This is a genomic window from Echinicola arenosa, assembly GCF_014841125.1.
GTDB lineage: Bacteria > Bacteroidota > Bacteroidia > Cytophagales > Cyclobacteriaceae > Echinicola > Echinicola arenosa.
Window position 1 is genome coordinate 96,964 of sequence record NZ_JACYTQ010000004.1, and the last position, 22,456, is coordinate 119,419.

Sequence of the window (22,456 nt, forward strand, 5' to 3'; positions counted from 1 at the left end):
CATGAAGACAATACTTACAACATTCATTTTTGGCCTTCTGATGCTAGCTTGGACAGCATCAGGCTTGGCCCAGCAGACCAATGGAAGGCAAGGAGGAAGATCCCCTCAGGCCGGCAATTCTATTAAGATTACCGGAACCATTATTGATGCCGAAACGGAAGAACCATTGGTTGGGGCCAATGTTATCGTAAAGAATCCAGCTGACTCATTGATGGCAGCCACTGTCACCAATAATAAAGGCATTTTTGAGTTGGTAAGGCCACGTCTCCAAAATCTCATTATTGAGGTGTCTTACATTGGATATACCAAAATTAAGCAAAATATTGATCAGCGTGGACCTATTGATTTGGGCACAGTAAAATTGATGCAGGACAGCAATGAATTGGGTGAGGTTTTAGTGGAAGGACAAGTGCCTGTTGGTGAAATGAAAGGCGATACCGCAGTGTTCAATGCAGCGGCCTTTAAGACCAAAGAAAATGGTTATGCCGAGGATCTCATCAAGAAAATTCCGGGTGTGGTTATCGAAAATGGTAAAATCCAAGCGCAAGGAGAGGATGTACAAAAAGTACTGGTGGATGGTCGGGAATTTTTCGGAAGCGATCCCAACATTGCCCTGAAAAACCTGCCGGCCAATATGATTGACCAAGTAGAAGTTTTGGATCAAAGGTCAGATCAGTCACGCTTGACCGGTTTGGATGATGGAAATTATGCCAAGACCATCAATATTATCACCAAGGGAGATATGCGTAATGGCTATTTTGGAAGGATATATGGTGGCTATGGCACCGATGACCGTTATGCTGGTGGTGGAAATATCAACTTTTTTAAAGGCGATAAAAGGATCTCTATCATTGGTCTATCCAATAACATCAATCAGCAAAATTTCTCATCAGAAGATTTGTTGGGGGTTTCCAGTGGAGGTGGTGGCGGAAGAAGAAGAGGCCCGGGAGGAGGTGGAAATGATAATTTCCTCACAGGGAATAATAACGGTATTTCCAAAACCAATTCTATGGGGCTGAACTACAGTGACCGATGGGGGGATAAAATCAATTTTTCTGGAAGTTATTTTTTCAATAATTCGATTACGAATCTGATTCAAAGTACCAATACGGAGACAGTAGTTTCAGAGGAGCTGAAACAGTTCTATCAGGAAAATTTGATCAGCAATACCAACAACAAGAACCACCGTGTCAATGCAAAAATTGAATATGATATCAATGAAAAGAATTCTTTGATCATTAGCCCAAGTTTAAGTTTTCAGCAGAATGACCGTATCAGTGATCAATATGGTCTGAACCTGAATGGAGACTTGGACTCACTCAGTGCGGCCAAGACCTTAAATGACCGGGTGAGTGAGGGCTTTAACATCGCCAATAACCTGACTTATCGCTATAAGTTTGACAAAAAAGGCAGAACGATTTCCACGAATTTATATACAGGATTTAGAAAGAATGACCAGTTCACCAATTTACTAAGTGCGAATAGGGATTTTGTGCGAAATGTAGTGGATACCGTCCTCCAGGAAACCGATGCGCTGTCAAATGGCTTTAACTATCGGGCCAATGTCACCTATACTGAACCGATCGGTGAAAAATCCATTTTGTCTTTGGATTACCAGATAGGAAATAATAAGAGTGCTGCAGACCAGAAGACTTATGTGTTAGCGCAAGAACAGAACTTGATGGTATTGGACACCGCCTTGAGTAATGAATTTGATAATAAATTTACCACTCAAAAAGTAGGTTTGGGTTATCGCTTCAGTGACAATGGCTTTAATGTCAACCTGAATGTGGATTATCAAAATGCTCAGTTGAACAATGAGGCTATTTTTCCTAAAGAGGCGACGTTTGAAAGGAGTTTTAACAACATTCTGCCCAATGCCAGCATCAATTACCGTAATCGGGAAACAGGCCATAACATGCGATTCAGATACCGAACCAGCACGAATGAACCGAGTGTCAACCAATTGCAAAATGTGATTGACAATAGTAATCCTTTACAGATGAGTGTGGGTAACCCGACTTTAGGACAAAGTTATAATCATAATTTCTTTATAAACTTTGGGAAGTTTGACATGGAAAAGTCCAAAACACTCTTTGTGTTTGCCAATGCCTCTTTTACCCATGATTATATCGGAACACATACTTATGTGGCCAGTCAGGATACTTTGATCAATGGGGATGTTTTGCTACGCCAAGGGGGACAAATTACCCAGCCGGTCAACTTAAAGGGTAATTGGAATGCGAGGATTTTCTTGAATTATGGATCTCCAATTGAAAAAATTAAATCTAATTTCAATATGAATTCCAGTGTGAGTTATAGCAAATCTCCGGGTATGATCAACAACCAGATTAACTATAATGAAACTTTGGGCTTCACGCAGCGTTTATCTTTGACCAGTAATATCAGCAAGGACATCGACTTCACGATAGGTACTAGCGGAACATACAATATCGTCAATAGTAGCTTGCAGACTTCTTTGGAAAACAACTACTACCAGCAGAATTCCAATATTCAGCTTTATTTCTCTCCCAATGATGGAAAACTCTTTGTGAATACCACCATGAACAATACGCTTTATGCTGGTTTATCGGAGGGGTATGACCAATCCATCTGGTTATGGAATGTAGAGGCTGGTTACCGATTCCTAAAGGACAATAAAGGAGAGTTAAAACTTAGCATTTTTGACCTTTTGGGCGAGAACAATACCATTAGCAGAACAGTATCTGATGTATCTGTTTCTGATGTGTACTCCAATGCGTTGACCAGTTATGGTCTGGTAACCTTTACGTACATCATCGGTAAATTCAAAAAATCTGAAGAGGACAATAGCGGCAATAGGTTCAGAAGGTTCGGCCCACCTCCAGGGGGAGCTAGAAGTTGGTAAAAAGACATGAGCCAAAGAGGCTGTCTCAATAAAAAAGAGACTGCCTCTTTTTTTATGCGGGAACAATTTTGATCAGACATAGTTTTTTAATTATGGAAAACTATCTGATAATTGGTGCTTCTTCAGGGATTGGCCGAGAGCTTGCCCTTATGCTAAAATTCCAAGGACATGAAGTCTATGGTACCTACTACAAAAATAGACCAGATGCAGCGGAAGGGATTCACTATTTTCCTTTTGCGGCCTTGGATAGTAGTCTGGACGATGAGCAACTTCCAGATCACCTAAATGGTCTGGCCTATTGTCCGGGAAGTATTTCATTGAAACCATTTTCAAGATTAAAACAGGAAGGCCTTTTGGAAGACATGAAGCTCAATGTATTCGGAGCAGTGAATGTAATCCAAAAAGTGTTGCCTAAGTTGAAGCAAGCAGACCAATCGTCCATCGTATTGTTTTCTACCGTAGCGGTACAATTAGGACTGCCCTTTCACACAACTGTGTCCATGGTGAAAGGAGCATTGGAGGGCCTGACCAGGTCATTGGCTGCCGAGCTGGCTCCTAAAGTGAGAGTGAATGCCATTGCCCCTTCTTTGACAGATACCCCTTTAGCAAAATCCCTGCTCAGTAATGAAGAAAAGAAAAATGCCAATGCCCAGCGACACCCCTTGCGGCGTGTGGGAGAGTCCCGCGATATTGCTAATATGGCGGCTTTTTTGCTTACAGATCAGTCAAGTTGGATCAGCGGACAAATTCTTCCCGTGGATGGTGGCATGTCCTCTATGAGAATCTAAACCAAAAAACAATATGGAAACCACAGTAAATTTTCAAAATCGAAAAATCAATTGGATTAAGTTGATCATGTGTGTCCTAGGTGTTATCATCATAGGCAGTATTTCAGGTTTGGCGAACATAGGTAATATAGAAACTTGGTATGCAGGATTGGAGAAGCCCTCATTTAACCCGCCCAACAGTATCTTTGCTCCTGTTTGGACTACTTTGTATGGTTTGATGGGAGTTGGACTGTATTTGATATGGTACGCGCCTCAAAGTAAGGCAAGAAGCCAAGGAGTAAAAGTGTTTTTTATCCAGCTCTCTTTCAATTTTTGCTGGAGCTTTATCTTCTTTTACTTCCACCAACCAGGGCTGGCGGCGATAGAGATAGTCTTACTATGGGGGTTGATTGTTTATATGATCAATAGGTTTTATCAGGTGAGTAAAGTAGCCGCTTATTTACAGGTTCCTTATCTCCTATGGGTGAGTTTTGCTACCGTATTGAATATCAGTATTTGGTGGTTGAACCATTGAAACATTCAAACCATAAACAATTCTTAATTATTCGGGTTGATTACTTATAATAAAAGATTGATCATTTAGCCTGAAGTGCTTTTATGCTTGGGCTATAAACAGCATATTTTGATAATGGCACATTACCAACTCTTTACCGAACAGAAAATCCCAGCCTCAGTTGATGAAGTTTGGGAATTTATTTCTTCGCCAGCCAATTTGAAGGAGATCACCCCAGATCATATGGGTTTTGACATTACTTCCAAGAACTTGCCTCAAAAAATGCATCCGGGGATGATTATTTCCTATAAAGTCAGCCCATTATTGGGGATTAAAATGACCTGGGTAACAGAAATAACCCAAGTACAGGAGAAAGAATTTTTTGTGGATGAGCAGCGAATTGGGCCTTATGCTATGTGGCATCACCAACACAGATTGATCCCCTTGGAGGAAGGAGGAGTATTGATGCAGGACATTGTCACTTATCAGCCACCAATGGGCCCTTTGGGAGCGATAGCCAATGCGGTTTTTATTCGAAAACAACTACAGGGAATTTTCGATTATCGGTTCAAGGCGGTAGAAGAAAAATTCGGGAAATATCAAGTCCAAGAAGTAATGGAAATGTAGGATGAATTTTCCAACCTGTTATGATGAAATCATAAAGCGCGTGGAACAGGTGAACCCTGTAAACTATGGACGTAACCGCAATTTTATTGATGGGGATGTGACTTACCTTTCTCCCTATATTTCTAGGGGAGTGATTTCCACGCGTCAAGTCATGCAAATGACCCTTGCTCAAGGATATAATCCTAAAAATATCATTAAGTTTTTACAAGAGCTGGCTTGGCGGGATTACTGGCAGCAAGTATGGATCGCTAAAGGGAATGAGATCGATCGAGATCTCAAGCAAGCCCAAGTGCAAGTGGAAAATCATGCCATGTCCAAGGCTATTATAGAAGCTTCCACGGGTTTGGAAGCTATTGATAAAGCGATTGAGTCATTTTACCAAACTGGTTATTTGCATAACCACGTACGTATGTATTTGGCGGCCATAGCCTGCAACATGGGGAAAAGCCATTGGTGGGTGCCAGCCAGGTGGATGTATTATCATCTGTTGGATGCAGACTGGGCAAGCAATGCCTTGAGTTGGCAATGGGTGGCGGGAAGCAATAGCCACAAAAAATACCTGACGAACCAAGAAAACATTAATAAGTACTGTCATTCCGAACAGCGGGGGACTTTTTTGGACAAGACTTATGAAGAACTGGCCCAAATGGACATCCCAAAGGAGTTGAAAGAGACGGCTTTACCTGATTTTAAAGTAGTGCTTCCTGAAAATGAAAGCCTGGAAGTAAATACCTCCAAACCAACCCTGGTGTACAACTTTTATAACCTTGATCCACTTTGGCGGAGAGAGGAAGAAGCCAACAGGATTTTACTCTTGGAGCCAAGCCATTTTGAGCAGCACCCTGTTTCTCCTAAAACCATAGGTTTTGTGCAAAAGCTGGCTGAAAATATTCCGGGAGTTCAGGTTTTTGTAGGAGAGTTTTCAGAGTTGGAAAAAAAGATTGAAATGCAAGAGGTTTATTACAAAGAACATCCGCTTAATCATCATTACAAAGGCAAAGAAGATCAGCGGGACTGGATGCTTCCCGTGACGGGCTATTATCCTTCATTTTTTGCATTTTGGAAAAAGTGCCAAAAGGAGTTAAAAGTTTGAGATTTACTTTATGAATTTTTGATGCCGGAAGCCCAAGATTTCTATGAAAACTGTTAACCTTATTTTTCCTCATCAGCTCCACCCAGATAGTCCATTATTAGATAATGGGAATCCGGTGTATTTGGTAGAGGAATATTTGTTTTTTAAGCAATACAAGTTCCATAAGCAAAAACTGATTTTTCATCGGGCCAGTATGAAAGCCTATGAAGATTACCTAAAGAATAAGAAAGTCAAGGTAGACTACCTATCAAGTACATCAGAAACCTCAGATATCAGAAAGCTGATTCCGCAATTGGCCGAGGATAAAGTAAAGAAGATTTTCCTGATCGACCCAACGGATAACTGGTTGGAAAAGCGAATAAAAAATGCTTGTGCTGATGTTGGGATCGAATTGGAGATGCATGAAAGCTTATTGTTTTTGAATACCAAAGCAGATTTGGAGGAGTATTTCGGCAAGAAGAAAAGGTACTTTCAGGCGGATTTTTATGAGCAGCAGAGAAAAAATCGAGGCATACTAATGGAGGGTAAAAAGCCCTATGGCGGAAAATGGAGCTTTGATTCGGAAAACCGTAAAAAATATCCCAGAAAGAAAAAGCCTCCAAAAGTTCAATGGCCTAAGGAGAACAAATATGTAGCGGAAGCTAAAAGATATGTGGACATGCATTTCCATGAAAATTATGGCTTTCTTGATAATTCACCCCACTATCCAATGACCTTCAGAGCGGCAGAGGTCTGGTTTGAGGAATTTCTGGAAGAGCGATTTTTAGAATTTGGTCCCTATGAAGATGCCATGGTACAGGAGGAGAACATACTCCATCACAGTGTATTGACCCCCCTTCTAAATGTCGGATTGCTATCTCCCCAGCAAGTATTGAACCGTGCAATTGCCTATGCAGCAAAGCACGATGTGCCCTTGAATTCTCTAGAAGGATTTGTAAGGCAGATCATGGGTTGGCGGGAGTTTATCCGCGGAGTGTATGAATGGGATGGATCTGCAGAACGTACAAGAAATTTCTGGGGTTTTCAACGGAAGATACCCAAGGCCTTTTGGGAGGGCAAGACAGGTGTTGTACCTATTGACAATACGGTTCAGAAAACTTTAAAAGCAGCATATAACCATCATATTGAAAGATTGATGGTCTTAGGCAATTTTATGTTGCTTTGTGAGTTTGACCCAGATGAGGTATACCGTTGGTTTATGGAAATGTATATCGATGCCTACGATTGGGTGATGGTCCCCAATGTGTATGGCATGAGCCAGTTTGCCGATGGTGGGCTGATGGCCACCAAGCCCTATATCAGCGGTAGCAATTACCTGAAGAAAATGAGTGATTTTCCCAAGGGTGATTGGGAAGAAATCTGGGATGCTCTATTTTGGCGCTTTATGCATGTACACCGAGACTTTTTGGGGCAAAACCACCGACTAAAGATGCTTCTCAGCACTTTGGATAGAATGAGTAAGGAAAAGCGAGAAAAGTTACTATCCAGGGCGGAGAGCTTTTTGAAGGGATTCGGGTGAAAGGTTTGTGTGAATCAATTTCAGCATATAAATAGCGTTTAAGCGCTCTAATATTTTTATGGAATTTTGGTGCCTAGTTTAATATTATACCCTTGGAACCTTAAATTTTTTTAAGGTGTTGCGTTTGGCTATTGTGCTGGGGGTTTCATAAAGTCCCATCTTTTGAAATTCGTGTCCTTAGGGAAAAAATGGAGGATACCATCATAGGCATAGTCCAATTGAAACCTGTAATCCGAATTACTAAAGACAATAGTATTATTGGTTAAAGTATAATCGAAGGCCTCATTGGTGTTATTGGGATGTTTTAAAAGGAATTGAGTCACCTTCGGACTTATATTGACGGTGTTGTTATCCTTGAAATCAAAGGCTATTCCCTCGGTTAATTCATCTCTGTATTTATTGATCGTATCCAGATTGGCTTGCGGGTATCTTTCATAACTGAGAATGCTGTATTTTCCCTCCAGCTCAAGTTGCAGCTTTTTGAAATATAATTGGGTATTGTCATGGATATCAATCCTCAACAAACTGTCTTTGTCAAAGCTAAGCTGAAGTTTTTCCTTTTGGCCTTTATTAAATAGGCTTAGCTTATTTCCTGTCAGTTGGTACTTAAAATGATCATTATCAAAATAGTGTAGGCCTATATTCATATTCCCCTCAAAAATGAGGGAATCTTGGCCTTTTACCTGTAGTACTCCATTACGGATATCCAAATCTTTGAGCGTGGTATTCCCTTCTTTGACTATTTTTTCCAAAATATAATAGCCTTCATCCAACTGTTGGTTCTTTTCAGTCTGGCAAGAGAAAATCAATAGTGAAGAGATGATAAGAACTGTGGTTTTTAGAGAGGTCATGTTTGGGTTTAATATAATGAAAAGAGTGGTTTTGTATTTAGCTTATAGACATCAAGATTAATTCAAAGTCCATCGACCCTTATCCTTCTCCAAGGATAGGGTCACCAATTCTAGTTGATTATTAAGGGTCAAATAATATAAAAGATCAATCTTGCTCTTGGATTCGTTGACGGCGAAGGAGATACAGTCAATTCGAAATGACGCTGTTCTGTTTAGATCTATCTTATTTTCGAATTCAGATCTGTCAATGACTTTGTGAATATCATCCTCTAATCCAAAAAAAGAAATTTTATTTTCAAGCATCAAACCCTTGGTAAAAGGAAATTGAACCCTTTTGAATTTGAGCCGATTGAAGAGGCGGTATTTGGTGCCATCGATCGTTTTTTCTTTGGTCTTTATTGATTTTTTCTCGGAGTAGGAGACGCCACATGAGGTAAAAACTAAAGTGATCAGGCCTAAAAAATATACTTTGCTCTTGGTCATGGTTATTTATTATTGGTCAATCCTTTAAATAGCATTGCCTTAGGATCATTTCTTAAAAGAATAGATAGTCAATGGTTTAAGTCATGTCTGTTCAAAGGAATAAAAACTAAAACTAAGGGTTTGGTATAAATAAAAAAATACCCAACAAATGGGGTATTTTTAGCTTAATTGGAAAAGTGTTGTCTTTTTTGCTGAGTGCTAAGTGTCAGATTTTTGTGGCCCTGACCATTTCTTTTTTACCAGGAGGGCCTGGAAGGGTTTCTACATGGAGCCCTAGATTGGTCAAATCTCTTTTGAGTTGCCCTTTGGCGCAATAGGTGACAAATACCCCTCCGGGGTTCAAGGCATCTACCACTTTTTTGAGCAGTTCCTTGGACCAAAGCTCAGGCTGCTTGCTAGGCGCAAAGGCATCAAAGAAAACCACATCTGTTGGATACAACTGGACTTCTTCCAAAGTGGCTTGGTCCTTTTTCATATTGAAGTATTCTGTCAAAGCACCACCCTGATTCCAAGGTGCCTTATGAAGTCTGTGGAATTGTCCCTGAAAATGGCTCAAATCCTCATCAATGGAGGTGTAATTCAATTGGGTGTAGATGTCTTCAGGAACAGGAAAAGGTTCAATGGTATGGTATAACAAAGGCAGTTTATTCTGCTCTGCCCAAACCAAGGCCAGCCAAGCATTGAGGCCAGTCCCAAAGCCCACTTCAAACACCCGAACGGGCTGCTGATGTGGGTGGTGGGTGAACCAGTGATCTAGACCATATAAGAAAAATACATGGATTGATTCCCGATATGCCCCATGAAAGGAATGGTAAGTTTCATTCAAGTCCGGCACATAAAGGGAGTGTGAACCATCTTCTGTTTCGATGAGTTTGATTTCTCTTTTCATCTTAATTGACTTTATAGATCAAAGCGACACAATAAGCAGAAACACCCTCTTGTCTGCCCACAAAGCCGAGCTTTTCGGTAGTAGTGGCTTTGATGGAAATGCTCTGTTCTGGAATTTTCATGACCTCTGCCAAGCAAGCTTTCATGGTGTCGATATGGGGATTTACCTTTGGTTTTTGGAGACAAATGGTGGTATCTAGGTTACCGATTTCATAGCCATGCTCACGGATCATGATCATTACATCTCTGAGGAGGATTTTGCTGTCGATGCCTTTGTATTCGGGGTCTTGGTCTGAAAAATGATAGCCAATATCCCGTAAGTTAGCAGCTCCTAGCAGCGCATCACAGATCACATGAATAAGCACATCAGCATCAGAATGTCCTACAGCGCCTTTGGTATGTTCCAGTTTAATGCCACCCAGCCAGAAGTCATAACCTTCCTGCAACTGATGCACATCATATCCAAATCCAATTCTAAAATTATTCATGCGGTGAAGATAATAGATTTGATTGGGATTTTTATAAAGGGAAAGGAGGGATGATTAGTAGGAAATAGATGAAATGTTCGTGGCTTGGAGGAGTAAAACTAGCACTTAGCTTTAATTCACTTAATTCTTATTGCTTTTGTAAAAGAGGGTGGAAGCATTTTTTTCTACGATGGTTTGTTTGGCAAAGGCAGAAATCTGATCAGTAGTGATCCTCGTTTTCTTGTCATACTCCATTTGATAAAGATCAGGGGTTCCCAACTGGGTGTAATAAGCCAGGTTCATGGCACGATTGATCAGTTGAATAGATTCATAGGTCTTCATGGCTTCCGCCTGATTTTTGACCTTGTCGATAATTTCTGAAGAAATGTCGGTTTCGATAAATTCTTGAACCACTTCATCCAGTATTTTTTCAGCCTCTTCAGCGGATTTGCCTTTTTCCATTTTTCCTGAAAAGATCATGAGCCCTGGATCAACTGAGCCGGAGACATAAGCGTTGCAAGACGCAAAAATATCCGTGTTTTTAACCAGCTTTTGTTCGAGCAGTGAAGACCGTCCGAAACCGAGAATGTCTGTGATGAGGTCACATTCCAAGTATCCAGCCTGTAATCTACCAGGAACATGGTAGGCTTTGTACAAGGCATCTGTAGGAACATCTGTTAAGCAGGTATGAGTCCTTTTACCCTGCTGTGGAGTCTCTTGGATAATCTTCGCACCATTCCTTTTAGCACTAGGAATAGGTCCAAACCATTTTTGGGTCATTTCCAAGATATCTTCACTGTTCACATCCCCGGCAACGACCAAGATGGCGTTGTTTGGGGAATAATGGGTTTGGTAAAAAGACCGGATATCCATTTCTGTAAAACCCTCAATATCGGCAATCTCCCTACCAATGGTCGGCCACTGATAAGGATGTTCATGGTAGCAAAGCTGTCGTAATTGGTGCATGGCATCACCATAAGGTTGGTTGAGGTAGCGCTGCTTGAACTCCTCTATCACCACCTTGCGTTGTGTCTCGATGGTTTTATTGCTGAGGTTGAGCTGTAGCATCCTGTCAGACTCCAACCAAAATGCTGTTTCGATATTGGTGGCAGGTAAAGTGACGTAATAATTGGTGATATCCGTACTGGTAAATGCATTGCACTCACCTCCTACCCGCTCCAAGGCACTGTCAAAACTGGGCGCGTTTTTGGATCCTCCAAACATCAGGTGCTCAAAATAGTGGGCAAGGCCTGTTTTGCCTGGAACTTCATTCCTAGAACCAACTTTATAAATAATATTGGTCACAGCCATTTTGGTACTATGGTCCTCATGGATCACTAGCTGTAGGCCATTTTCTAGAATATGTCGCTCGTAGTTTATCATAGGTCAAACTTCCCAATCCAAAAATACCTACGGACTTAAATCCTGGGCTGGACTGCTATCGGAATACACTTGTAAATAAAATCAATTAAATAGTAAAACAACTGTTAATCAGCTAGTATTAACAGTTGTCCCCTGCAAAGCTAATAAAATCTGGCAAAACCTGCGGGAAGAATTTTTCAAATAGGTTCCCCTTTGTAGCCAGCATCCTCTAGCGCAGAAATGATTTCCCGAACATTTGCCTCTCCTTCTGCTGTCAAGATCCTGTCGGGGCTTGTCAGGTCTACTTTCCATTTAGTATGGGGTAGTTTATCAAGTTTTGGCTTGACTGTGGCCACACAGGCTTCACATTTGATATTTGTTTTCAACTGTATCATACTTTTTATTTTTATCAATAAACTATCATTTTAATCTTAAACTATTGCCCACCACTGATATGGAGCTGAGTGCCATGGCTGCCCCGGCAATCATCGGGTTCAATAAAAAGCCAAATGCCGGATAAAGTACTCCTGCGGCCAGTGGAATTCCGATAAGGTTGTAAATAAACGCCCAAAAGAGGTTCTGGCGAATAGTCTTGACGGTTTTTTTGGTCAATTTTAGCATTTCATGAACTTGCGCCAAATCTGAATGAATCAGAGTAACTTTGGCCACATCCATTGCAATGTCTGTGCCTTTTCCCATGGCGATGCTCAGATCAGCCAAAGCCAAGGCTTCACTGTCATTGATACCATCGCCAATCATGGCTACCGTTTTACCTCGACTTTGGAGCTCCTTGATGTAGTCAGCCTTGTCGGAAGGAAGCATGGCTGAGCGGTAATGTTGGATACCTACTTTTCTGGCCAAAGCCTCGGCTGTTTTTTCCTGATCTCCGGTGAGCATATGGATTTCCAGGCCCATTCTTTTCAGCTCCTGAATGGCAGTTTGGGAATTATTTTTTAAAGCATCCGTTATGGCAATGATGCCAATAATGGTTTTGTTCTTTGCGAAATAGATAACAATATGACCTTGATCCAAGTGATGCGTTTCAAAGTCTTTCATCCAATTGTCCTCTCTAATGCCTTGAGCAATTAACCAGTCTTTTTTTCCGATGGCATAGTGGTCGTTGACCAAATCGGCAGAAACCCCATTGGAAGTATGGGATTGGAAGTCAGTTAATTTGGTGCCTTTAAAATTCGGTTTTAGATGCTCTACCACGGCTTCTGCCAATGGATGCTCACTTTGAGATTCCAATGTGAGTAGGATGTCCATTTCTATTTCTTTATTTCCTATTTCTGGCGCTAGAAGAATTTCTTCCACAGAAGGATTTCCTGAAGTAATGGTTCCTGTTTTGTCCAAGATAATGGTGTCTACCTTATGGCCTGTTTCCAGACTCTCTGCATCCTTGATCAAAATGCCCAGTGAGGCGCCTTTACCAATTCCGGCCATGATGGCGGTAGGGGTAGCTAGTCCCAAGGCGCAGGGACAGGCTATCACCAGCACGGTCACAAAAGCCAGCATGCCATGAAGCCAAGCATCAGCTATTCCACTAATCCCCCACACGAGAAAGGCTAAAATGCCCAAACTGATGACCACCGGAACAAAGATGGCGGTGATTTTATCCACCAGTTTTTGTACTGGAGCCTTGGAGCCTTGAGCTTCTTTGATTTTTTGAATGATTTGGGCCAAAAGGGTAGCATCTCCAGCTTGCTCCACCTGAAACTGAATGTTTCCATTTTGATTGATGGTGCCGGCAAAGACCTTATCGTCGATTTGTTTTTCGACTGGAATGGGTTCGCCTGTAAGCATGCTCTCATTGATAAAGGAATGACCAGCGATGATCTTTCCGTCCAGAGGAACCTTTTGACCAGGTTTGACCATAATGGTCTCACCCTTTGAGACCTTTTTGGTTTTTTTGAGTTTTTCTTCACCATTCTCCAAAACAATAACATCATCCGGCTGGAGTCCCATCAGTTTTTTCAAAGCCTCTCCAGTTCCGGCTTTGGCACCGGACTCCAACATTCTTCCTAAAAGGATGAAAAATATAATCACCGAGGCAGCTTCAAAATACACATGGGCTTCCATGCCTCTTTGGGTCAACCATTCCGGGAAAAAGGTGGTGAAAGTACTGTAAAAATAGGCTACACCTGTGCTAATGGCTACCAAGCTATCCATGTTGGCCTGGCCATGTTTGGCTTGACGGGCAGCATTGACAAAGAATTGCTGACCAAAGATAAACAAGACCGGAGTAGTCAAGACCCACATGATTAAATTGGCGTAGGGAATGTTCATCAAAAACATGCCAATAACAAATACCGGTGTGGCTAAAATACCAGCAGCAATGGTGTTTCTTCTCAGTTTTTGATAGGCCTTGTACTGGTTTTCTTCCAATTCTGAAGCCTCCACCTCATCAATGATGAGATCATACCCTGTGGCTCTAATCGCTTTTTGGATAGCATAGGGATCAGCTTCTTTGTCCAGTTGGAGCAAGGCTGAATGGGAGGCGAAGTTCACGCTGGCAGCTTGCACACCATTTTGTTTTTTTAAGGTACGCTCCACGCTGCTTGCACAAGCTGCACAACTCATTCCTGTGACGGGCCATTCTTTTTTGCGGTTATTGCTCATTTTTTATTCGCTTTTAGGGGAAACAAGGTCCTTGCTAGGAACCTGATCATCATGGTTACAAATTTAATTCACAAGCGTTTAGGCGAGTTACATAATTTTTGAAATGATTAAACAGAAGCGGGTATATTCCCTTATTCCCAAAAAATCACGAACTTTAAGTGCCTGTTTCTAGTTTAATCACACATAGCTTATTCAGCGCAGCATAAAAACCTTTTAGACTCATGATGAAATCCACCATTGAGCCGGAGTGTACCGGGCAATTTTCACCTTTGTTTATTGATTATATTCGGAAAAGAGAGGAACTAAAACCTTTCTATCATCATTATCCCTCACTGGAGAATTTTAAGGCAATAATCGAAGGGAGAAGTTTTGGAGCTGAAAAACGAAAAGTGCTCGCTGAGTCAATACACAGACAATACGAAGGATTTGAATTGAGTGAGCCTTCAATCAAAAATCTAGAAGGATTGGGGGAAGAAAAAACCTTCACCGTTACGACAGGGCATCAGCTCAATTTGTTTACAGGTCCTTTATACTTTATTTATAAGATTGTTTCGACCATTAATTTGGCGGAAAAGCTACAAGCCACCTATCCGGATTATCGTTTTGTTCCGGTGTATTGGATGGCTTCGGAAGATCATGATTTTGAGGAGATCAATCACTTTAGTTACGAAGGTAAAAAATACAGTTGGAACACTGATCAAAAAGGGGCTGTAGGTGATTTTGAGTTAAATGATAGCATGGAGGCTTTTATCAAAGAAATTGGCTTTGCTCCATCATTTTTCAAGGATGCTTACCGTCTGCAAAAGACCCTTGCTGGTGCGGTGCGGTATTATGTCAATTATCTTTTTGGTGAAAAGGGATTGTTAATTGTGGATGGTCATGATGCTCGTCTCAAAGGGCTTTTTAGTGAAGTGATCAAAGATGACTTACTGACAAATAAGGGTAATGAATTGGTCAATAGGCAAACAGAGAGGCTTGAAAAATTGGGTTATAAAAGCCAGATTTTCCCAAGAGAGATCAACTTTTTCTATTTGGACAAAGGTATCCGTTCACGCATTGTCAAGACAAAAGATGGATATGAAATATTAGATACCGGTAGACATTTCTCCGAGGAAGAAATACTCAGCTTGGTGGATACAAATCCTGAGCTATTCAGTCCAAATGTTGTGTTAAGGCCCCTTTATCAAGAGTATATACTCCCCAATATTGCTTATTTAGGTGGTCCTGCAGAGGTGGCTTATTGGTTGCAGTTAAAGTTAGTGTTCGACCATTATCAAACTGACTATCCCTTGGTTATGCCCAGAAACTTTGCGATGATCAAGGGGGTGAGGGCTGTTCGTAAAGCTAGAGCTTTGGGTTTAAGCAATGAGCAGCTTTTTGTCTCTTTTGAAGCATGGAAGAAAACTTACGTCAAAGAGCATGCAGCCTCTGATCTCAGCCTGGAGAAAGAGAAAAAAGCCCTTTCAGCAATCTTTGAGCAGATGGGAGAAGAAGCAGAAAGAGTGGATCCTACTTTACAGCATGCTGCGGAGGCAGCTAAGACAAGGGCACTGAAAATCCTGAACCATTTTGGGAAGAAACTCAGACAGGGAGAGGAAAGGAACCTCGCTACTGATTTGCAAAGGATGCAGGCATTAAAAGAGATTTTGTTTCCGGGGGGCACTCCGCAAGAGCGGAAAAATAACTTTCTGGAGTTTTACCTTAAGGATGAACGTTTCATAGAAAAACTCTATACTCATTTCGATCCTTTGGATTTTAATTATATAATACTTGAGGACAATGGATGAGAAGGCGCGACTTCGGAGCCTATATAAATCAAAGCGAAAGGATTTGGGGGCGGAAAAAGTAGCTGAGCAGTCCCTACAAATCAAGGAGGAGCTGATGAAGTTCCTAAAAGCGCATGATCGCTTCCATCATTTTCATATATTTTTGCCCATTGCTAGACTTCATGAGATCGATACTTTTCCGATTGTAGAAGCGCTTCTGTCAGAGGAAAAGCAGGTTTATACTTCAGTGTCAGATTTTTTAACAGGAGAGCTTAAGACAGTCAAGATTGATAAAAATACTACTTACTCTATGGATAAGTGGGGAATTCCCATACCAGAATCCATTGTTGAAGTACCGAATGAAGTAATCGAGGTAGTGTTTTTACCACTTTTGGCATATGATTTGGACGGAAACCGTATAGGATACGGAAAGGGATTTTATGACCGCTTTTTATTTGGATTAAAACCCGAGGTTTTTAAAGTAGGTTTGTCGTATTTTGTACCTGAAGTATCCATTCCGGTGGAAGAACATGATATTCGCATGGATATTTGTATTTTGCCCGGTGGAATTATTGAGTTCAATTAAACCATCTATTACACTAAATTTTATTTTATGTTGAAAAAAGCAATTGTAGCTGTTTTTGCAGTAGCCATCATGGTGATCAGCCATCAGGCTGAGGCGCAGACTTATAGTACAGGAGTTGGCTTGAGGGCGGGGGTAACCAATGGGTTGACCGTGAAGCATTTCTTAGGATATGATGCTGCCATAGAAGGGATTTTGCATACCCGTTGGAAAGGACTGGTAATTACAGGTCTATATGAAGTTCACAAGGATGTTAGAGAGATCAGAGGCCTAAAATGGTTTTATGGTGGTGGTGCCCACTTAGGAACTTGGGGAGATAAAAGTGATCCTCCTTTTGATGACCCAAAAGACGATTACACGGTCTTTGGTATTGATGGTATCATAGGCTTGGATTATAAATTTGTCGATGCACCGGTAAACCTTTCCTTGGATTATAAGCCAGCCTTTAACTTGACGGACAATGTCGGCTGGTGGGGGGATGAGATCGCACTGTCTATCCGCTTTACCTTCCATTGATCAAAAGATATACTGGAACAAAGGCAAATGTCGCAAGGCATTTGCCTTTGTTTTTTTAACTTGAAACAGCATAAAAAATCAAGTAATATGACAAACCCTATTTGGATCATGACCTCAGCTTTTGACCAGCTGAGCTTGGATGATGTGATTGAAAAAGCAAAAGAAACTGGTGTACAAGGCTTAGATGTTTGTGTGTTTAGAAAGGATGGCACAAGGGACGATTTTGTGGCCACCCACATGGATTATGACAATTTTTCTCTAGAAACAGCCAAAGAAACCTTAACTAAATTCAATGCAGCCCAGCTTAGGATGTCTTTGGGAGCCTTTGATAATTTGATTGGTGGAGATCCTGCTCAAAAGGTCAAAAACCAGAACCATTTGCTGAAGTTGATTCGGATGGCACACTTAATGGGTGGTGATGCCAATGATATTAAAGTGGGAACTTTTGTAGGTTACAATCACGAGTTGGGAAATGAGGAGAACGGATTTGAAAAGAACTTAGAGGAGTACGCTAAGATTTTTGGTCCCATCATAAAATATGCGGAAGATTTGGGGGTGACGGTACTCTATGAAAATTGTCCAATGGAGGGCTGGAGACCTGCGGGTTATACCGGTACATATAATAATTTACCAGGAGTCTTGGCTGCCAGAAAGCTGATGTATGCCATGATTCCAAGCCAATCCCATGGAGAAATTTATGATCCTTCGCATGATATTTGGCAGCATACAGATCCTGTAGAAGTGATCAAACACACAGATATGGATAGACTGAAGCGGATCCATGTTAAGTCCACCAGAAACCATTCCGATCCTTTTTGGGGGAATATGTATCCGACACAGCTCGTCAGTGAAGAATGGGCCACTAAGGCTGGTGTACCGAGGGTGCAAAATGAGTGGGACAGGCACCATTATGAAGCCACTTTGCCGGGGTTTGGTGTGGGAGACAGCATGGATTGGAGAAAGTTTATCAATACTCTTCAGGAAAAAGGTTTTTCTGGCCCTTTTGAGATAGAAAATGAAGCAGGTCTATCCAAAGGAACAGGAAATATGGCCGCCATCATGCAGGGCTATAAAGCGACAGTGCTCAACCTTAGTCCTATCCTTTGGTCTTTGACGGAAGAAGGATACCAATATCCAAAAGCCAATTTTAAAGAGATGAAGGCGTTGGCCGCCAAGGATATTCCTGTGGTGACGATGGAAGATTTAAATAAAAGTTCTTATAAAAAATATCATTAAAAAAGCCCCGCTAAGCGGGGCTCTATACCTAGGCGAGTTTAACAAAGTATTTATTCAGTACTCCTAAATAAATCTTTGCAAACGTCTTATAACACCAAACTTTAAACTCCTGAACCTCAGCGGGCGTCAACATGTTGAGACCCTTTCTTAACTCTTTCTCGAAAAGCTTCTTGTCAAAACTCACCTTCAACAAAATGGTTTTAACATATTCTATCATGGCTCATCAATTTATTTTTAAGTTAAACAATACTAAAACTAATACGACAATACTATGGATTTGTTGCGTTTAAAATATACTCGTTAATTTGCGTCAAATAAGTAGTTGTGTATCTCATGAAAAGAACGAAATATTACCTCACTCTAGTATTCATTTGGACATCGATAATTTCCATTGCCCAAGCACAAGATGTAAGGATTGACTTAGGACCTGATGAGATAGGGCTGAACGAAACGTTCAGTATAAAAATAACAATTTCCGATGAGAAAATAAAGTCATATGATCAGTTTCCGGAGATACCGGGCTTTCAGAAGCAGGGAATTTCTCAGTCATCTTCCATGAATGTGATCAATGGCCAAATGAGTAGTACTAATAGCATTGTTCAATACTACAAACCACTGAAAAAGGGGCAGTTTAGTCTGCCTAACTTTACCCTTCAGGTCAACGGAAATGAGGTGTCGTCTCCTGGCAAAACCATCACAGTGACCGAAGCCAAGCAAAGCCAACAGCGACCAGGCTCCAGAGATCCATTTGATGACTTTTTCAGAAGAGATGAACCTCAAGAGCAAGAATTTATTGAGTTAGATGATGAGGCATTTTTTGCGATGACAGTGGACAAAAATGAAATTTATGTGGGCGAAGGTTTTAATGTGAGTTTGGCCTTTTTCATGGCTCAATCCAACCAGGCTCCCTTTGATTTTTATGAACCGGGGAAACAATTGGAGGAAATTGTTAAGAAAATCAAACCGACCAATGCTTGGGAGGAAAACTTCAATATCACCAATATCCAGCCAGAGCGGGTGACCATTGATGGAAAGGTTTGGACCCGTTTCAAAGTATATGAATCTACCTTCTATCCTTTCAATGAGGGAGAGATTGAATTGCCACGAGTGGCTTGGGAGATGATCAAGTACAAGGTAGCCAAAAACCCCACCTTTTTTGGTAATAACAGGCAACAGGATTTTAAAACTTTCTATGCTAATGGCAAGACCATTAAAGTTAAGCCTTTGCCACCTCACCCGCTGAAAAATGAGGTGAGTGTGGGAGTTTACCGGCTACGGGAAAATTTTGACTCCAAAAAGGTGGAAACTGGCGAGGGTGTAACCTATGACTTTGGGATTAGTGGGGAAGGAAACATCAATGCCATCAAGCCTCCCAAAAAGATGGATATTCAAAAGCTAAACACTTTTGACCCGAATGAACGGCAGCAAATCAACCGGGGAAGAGGTAAAGTGAGCGGGATCAAACAGTATGAATACTATATCACTGTCAATGAGCCCGGAGAAGTAGCTTTGAAGGATCACTTTGAGTGGATTTACTTTAACACGGACAAAGAAACCTATGATACCCTGAGGCCAAGTGCGGTCTTGAACGTGGTGGGTGAGAGCAAAATTAACCAATCAATATCTTCTACGAGTCTAGGAGGAATCTATGATTTAATAGAACTAGAGGACAATAAGCTTTTAAACCAACGATATAAGTATTATTTTTCGACTTTTATCAACATACTACTGGTTGGCGCAGTGATTTTACTGATCGTCATGATTATGAAAAAGAGGTAATGGGTAATTCATTTGGAAGAGTATTTAGGATAAGCACCTTTGGAGAATCACATGGCAAAGGGCTTGGCGTTATTATAGACGGCTGTCCAGCTGGGCTGCCAATAGATGAGGAGTTTATCAGACAAGAGCTGCAGCGCAGAAAGCCTGGGCAGTCCAAGATCACCACTCAACGAAAAGAGGAGGATGAATGTCAAATCCTTTCTGGCGTGTTTGAAGGCAAAAGTACGGGTACGCCCATCGCGATTGTCATCATGAACACGGACCAGAAGAGCAAGGACTATTCTCATATTGCTGACAAATATCGTCCTTCCCATGCTGATTTTACCTATCAGGAAAAATTTGGGAATCGTGATTATCGTGGTGGAGGAAGAAGTAGCGCCAGAGAAACTGCTGCAAGAGTAGCTGCCGGAGCAGTTGCTAAAATGTTTCTTAAGCACGCAGGCGTAGAGATCAATGCTTATGTTAGTCAGGCGGGGCATATCAAGCTGGATAAACCTTATCAGGAATTGGACTTTGCTGAAATTGAGAAAAACATTGTGCGCTGTCCAGATCCTGAAGTGGCCAATGAAATGATCGAATACATTGATGAAATCAGAAAGAACCGTGATACGGTAGGTGGCGTGGTGAGCTGTGTGGCCAAGCAAGTGCCAGTGGGCTTAGGTGAGCCGGTTTTTGATCGACTTCATGCCGATTTGGGAAAGGCTATGCTGAGCATCAATGCTGTCAAGGGCTTCGAATATGGTAGTGGCTTTGAAGGGGTAAGCATGAGGGGCTCTGAGCACAATGATGAGTTTTACCAAGAAGGAAGTAGGGTGCGGACCAAGACCAATTATTCCGGTGGAATTCAAGGAGGAATTTCCAATGGTGAAGATATTTATTTCCGGGTGGCCTTCAAGCCTGTGGCCACCATTATGAAAGATCAGGACAGTGTCAATCAGGCAGGAGAAGCAGTCACCGTTTCGGGTAAAGGAAGGCATGACCCATGTGTGGTGCCCCGCGCAGTACCGATCGTGGAAGCAATGACTGCCTTGGTACTAGCAGATTTCTTATTGTTGAAGCGAATGAATAAATTGGAAGCTTAAGCACCTAACTTAATCAATATGTTTAAAAAAATACCCCTTCATACTCAAATTATCATTGGCCTGGTCTTGGGACTGATTTTCGGTTTAATTGTCATCAAAACCGAAATGTCACCGGACTTTACCATTGACTTTATCAAGCCCATTGGTACTATTTTTATCAATGCATTGAAAATGATAGCCGTTCCATTGGTGCTGGCATCTTTGATCGTGGGGGTATCTAATTTGGGAGATATTACCAAGCTGGGAAGAATTGGTGGAAAAACCATTGGTGCTTATATGGTCACCACCGTCATTGCGGTGACAGTAGGCTTGTTACTAGTGAATATTTTTGCACCGGGTAAAAGCCTTCCCTCTGAAACGAGGGAAAGGTTGATGGAGCAGTTCAATGATGTGGTGGGTGATAAATCCTCACAAGCTGCCGAATTACAAGAGCAAAGCCCTCTCAAGCCTTTGGTGGATATTGTCCCCGAAAATGTATTCTTGTCCGCTACGGATAATGGAAGTATGCTTCAAGTGGTCTTTTTTGCGATCATTGTGGGGATAGCATTATTGGAGATACCCAAGTCAAAGGCCAGTCCGGTTATAGCGTTTTTCGATGGGATGAATGACGTGATTATTCGAATCGTAGGTTATATCATGTTAATCGCCCCTTACGGAGTTTTTGCCTTGATGGCTTCTCTTATAGTAGAAATCGCAGGTGATAATCCAGATTCGGCCATAGAATTGTTGTTTGCTTTGTTGAAATATAGTTTGTTGGTAGTGGCTGGATTACTACTGATGATCGTTTTGGTTTACCCAACGATCCTGAAGCTTTTTACCAAAGTGAAATACAAGGATTTCTTCCAAGCCATGAGACCTGCACAGCTTTTGGCATTCTCTACGAGTTCCAGTTCTGCGACTTTGCCAGTAACCATGAAGCAGGTGGAAGAGGAAATAGGGGTTTCTGAAGAAGTGAGTAGTTTTGTTTTGCCCTTAGGTGCTACCATTAATATGGATGGTACCTGTCTGTATCAGGGGGTGGCCGCAGTATTTATTGCCCAGGCTTTGGGGATGGACCTATCATTGACCCAGCAGCTTATGATTGTGTTGACGGCTACTTTGGCGTCTATTGGGACTGCAGGAGTGCCAGGAGCTGGCTTGATCATGTTATTGATTGTACTAGAATCAATCGGTGTGCCTTCAGCAGGTTTAGCTTTAATCCTTGCTCCGGACAGGATTCTGGACATGTTTAGGACAGTGGTCAATGTAACCGGAGATGCTACGGTATGTACCGTTGTGGCCAGCACAGAAGGAGAATTGCCAGAAGGGTTGATCAGGGAATCCAATCCTTTGACATCCACTTCAGAATAATAAAATCGATCAAAGAGGAACTAATCACCTCATTTGATGTTTCAATTGCTAGAAGCTAAAAATTAAG

Annotated in this window: 21 protein-coding genes; 13 read left to right on the forward strand and 8 right to left on the reverse strand. The window is 41.6% G+C overall.

The features are described 5' to 3' along the window. The first annotated feature begins 1 nt into the window (after window position 1). From IFO69_RS12670 to IFO69_RS12695, 6 genes are all read left to right on the forward strand, one after another. Window positions 2-2,887 carry an outer membrane beta-barrel protein gene (locus IFO69_RS12670; protein ID WP_225444125.1) on the forward strand — a complete coding sequence of 962 codons (2,886 nt, stop codon included), beginning with the start codon at window positions 2-4 and terminating at the stop codon, window positions 2,885-2,887. 92 nt (window positions 2,888-2,979) lie between these two features. Continuing rightward, on the forward strand, window positions 2,980-3,675 hold the full coding sequence (locus tag IFO69_RS12675) for an SDR family NAD(P)-dependent oxidoreductase (protein WP_192010492.1): 696 nt from the start codon (window positions 2,980-2,982) through the stop codon (window positions 3,673-3,675). Window positions 3,676-3,688: 13 nt separating this feature from the next. Beyond that, window positions 3,689-4,189 carry a TspO/MBR family protein gene (locus IFO69_RS12680; RefSeq protein WP_192010493.1) on the forward strand — a complete coding sequence of 167 codons (501 nt, stop codon included), beginning with the start codon at window positions 3,689-3,691 and terminating at the stop codon, window positions 4,187-4,189. Window positions 4,190-4,303: 114 nt separating this feature from the next. Then, the gene (locus tag IFO69_RS12685; RefSeq protein WP_192010494.1) at window positions 4,304-4,795 is read left to right on the forward strand and encodes an SRPBCC family protein; all 492 of its coding nucleotides are present in this window, start codon (window positions 4,304-4,306) and stop codon (window positions 4,793-4,795) included. A gap of 1 nt (window position 4,796) precedes the next feature. Continuing rightward, complete coding sequence (locus tag IFO69_RS12690; RefSeq protein ID WP_192010495.1) at window positions 4,797-5,888, forward strand: FAD-binding domain-containing protein; 1,092 nt, start codon at window positions 4,797-4,799, stop codon at window positions 5,886-5,888. Window positions 5,889-5,931: 43 nt separating this feature from the next. Beyond that, entirely contained in the window at window positions 5,932-7,407 is a 1,476-nt protein-coding gene (locus IFO69_RS12695) for a cryptochrome/photolyase family protein (RefSeq protein ID WP_192010496.1), read from the forward strand. Window positions 7,408-7,535: 128 nt separating this feature from the next. Here IFO69_RS12695 and IFO69_RS12700 read toward each other — a convergent pair whose 3' ends face one another. The 7 genes from IFO69_RS12700 to IFO69_RS12730 form a co-directional block, all read right to left on the reverse strand. Further along, a complete protein-coding gene (locus IFO69_RS12700; RefSeq protein ID WP_192010497.1) occupies window positions 7,536-8,258 on the reverse strand; it encodes a hypothetical protein in 723 nt (240 codons plus the stop codon). A gap of 57 nt (window positions 8,259-8,315) precedes the next feature. Beyond that, the gene (locus tag IFO69_RS12705; protein WP_192010498.1) at window positions 8,316-8,741 is read right to left on the reverse strand and encodes a hypothetical protein; all 426 of its coding nucleotides are present in this window, start codon (window positions 8,739-8,741) and stop codon (window positions 8,316-8,318) included. A gap of 205 nt (window positions 8,742-8,946) precedes the next feature. Continuing rightward, window positions 8,947-9,630 carry a tRNA (5-methylaminomethyl-2-thiouridine)(34)-methyltransferase MnmD gene (gene mnmD, locus IFO69_RS12710; RefSeq protein WP_192010499.1) on the reverse strand — a complete coding sequence of 228 codons (684 nt, stop codon included), beginning with the start codon at window positions 9,628-9,630 and terminating at the stop codon, window positions 8,947-8,949. 1 nt (window position 9,631) lies between these two features. Continuing rightward, the gene (gene ispF, locus IFO69_RS12715) at window positions 9,632-10,117 is read right to left on the reverse strand and encodes a 2-C-methyl-D-erythritol 2,4-cyclodiphosphate synthase (protein ID WP_192010500.1); all 486 of its coding nucleotides are present in this window, start codon (window positions 10,115-10,117) and stop codon (window positions 9,632-9,634) included. Between the two features lie 120 nt (window positions 10,118-10,237). After that, the gene (locus IFO69_RS12720; RefSeq protein WP_192010501.1) at window positions 10,238-11,479 is read right to left on the reverse strand and encodes a M16 family metallopeptidase; all 1,242 of its coding nucleotides are present in this window, start codon (window positions 11,477-11,479) and stop codon (window positions 10,238-10,240) included. A gap of 176 nt (window positions 11,480-11,655) precedes the next feature. Next, window positions 11,656-11,853, reverse strand: coding sequence for a heavy-metal-associated domain-containing protein (locus tag IFO69_RS12725; protein ID WP_192010502.1), 198 nt, complete (start codon window positions 11,851-11,853; stop codon window positions 11,656-11,658). A gap of 25 nt (window positions 11,854-11,878) precedes the next feature. Then, on the reverse strand, window positions 11,879-14,077 hold the full coding sequence (locus IFO69_RS12730) for a heavy metal translocating P-type ATPase (protein ID WP_192010503.1): 2,199 nt from the start codon (window positions 14,075-14,077) through the stop codon (window positions 11,879-11,881). Between the two features lie 221 nt (window positions 14,078-14,298). On the opposite strand from IFO69_RS12730, the gene bshC reads away from it, so the two are divergent. The 4 genes from bshC to IFO69_RS12750 all read left to right on the forward strand — a co-directional run bounded on the left by bshC (window position 14,299) and on the right by IFO69_RS12750 (window position 18,178). Next, a complete protein-coding gene (gene bshC / locus IFO69_RS12735; protein ID WP_192010504.1) occupies window positions 14,299-15,864 on the forward strand; it encodes a bacillithiol biosynthesis cysteine-adding enzyme BshC in 1,566 nt (521 codons plus the stop codon). Then, on the forward strand, window positions 15,857-16,429 hold the full coding sequence (locus IFO69_RS12740; protein ID WP_192010505.1) for a 5-formyltetrahydrofolate cyclo-ligase: 573 nt from the start codon (window positions 15,857-15,859) through the stop codon (window positions 16,427-16,429). Before bshC ends, IFO69_RS12740 begins: the two co-directional genes overlap by 8 nt. Before the next feature lie 27 nt (window positions 16,430-16,456). Further along, window positions 16,457-16,942, forward strand: a complete 486-nt coding sequence (locus tag IFO69_RS12745) for a hypothetical protein (protein ID WP_192010506.1) — start codon at window positions 16,457-16,459, stop codon at window positions 16,940-16,942. Window positions 16,943-17,029: 87 nt separating this feature from the next. After that, window positions 17,030-18,178: a sugar phosphate isomerase/epimerase family protein gene (locus tag IFO69_RS12750; RefSeq protein WP_192010507.1), complete on the forward strand. Its 1,149-nt coding sequence runs from the start codon at window positions 17,030-17,032 to the stop codon at window positions 18,176-18,178. Window positions 18,179-18,206: 28 nt separating this feature from the next. Here IFO69_RS12750 and IFO69_RS21650 read toward each other — a convergent pair whose 3' ends face one another. Further along, complete coding sequence (locus IFO69_RS21650; RefSeq protein WP_225444126.1) at window positions 18,207-18,395, reverse strand: hypothetical protein; 189 nt, start codon at window positions 18,393-18,395, stop codon at window positions 18,207-18,209. Window positions 18,396-18,511: 116 nt separating this feature from the next. On the opposite strand from IFO69_RS21650, the gene IFO69_RS12755 reads away from it, so the two are divergent. From IFO69_RS12755 to IFO69_RS12765, 3 genes are read left to right on the forward strand one after another with little or no spacing between them, the layout of a single operon-like run. Then, window positions 18,512-19,957: a BatD family protein gene (locus tag IFO69_RS12755; protein ID WP_192010508.1), complete on the forward strand. Its 1,446-nt coding sequence runs from the start codon at window positions 18,512-18,514 to the stop codon at window positions 19,955-19,957. Then, window positions 19,957-21,039 carry a chorismate synthase gene (aroC, locus tag IFO69_RS12760; RefSeq protein ID WP_192010509.1) on the forward strand — a complete coding sequence of 361 codons (1,083 nt, stop codon included), beginning with the start codon at window positions 19,957-19,959 and terminating at the stop codon, window positions 21,037-21,039. The genes IFO69_RS12755 and aroC overlap by 1 nt, the downstream gene beginning before the upstream one ends. Window positions 21,040-21,057: 18 nt before the next feature. After that, a complete protein-coding gene (locus IFO69_RS12765) occupies window positions 21,058-22,389 on the forward strand; it encodes a dicarboxylate/amino acid:cation symporter (RefSeq protein WP_192010510.1) in 1,332 nt (443 codons plus the stop codon). Window positions 22,390-22,456 lie beyond the last annotated feature (67 nt).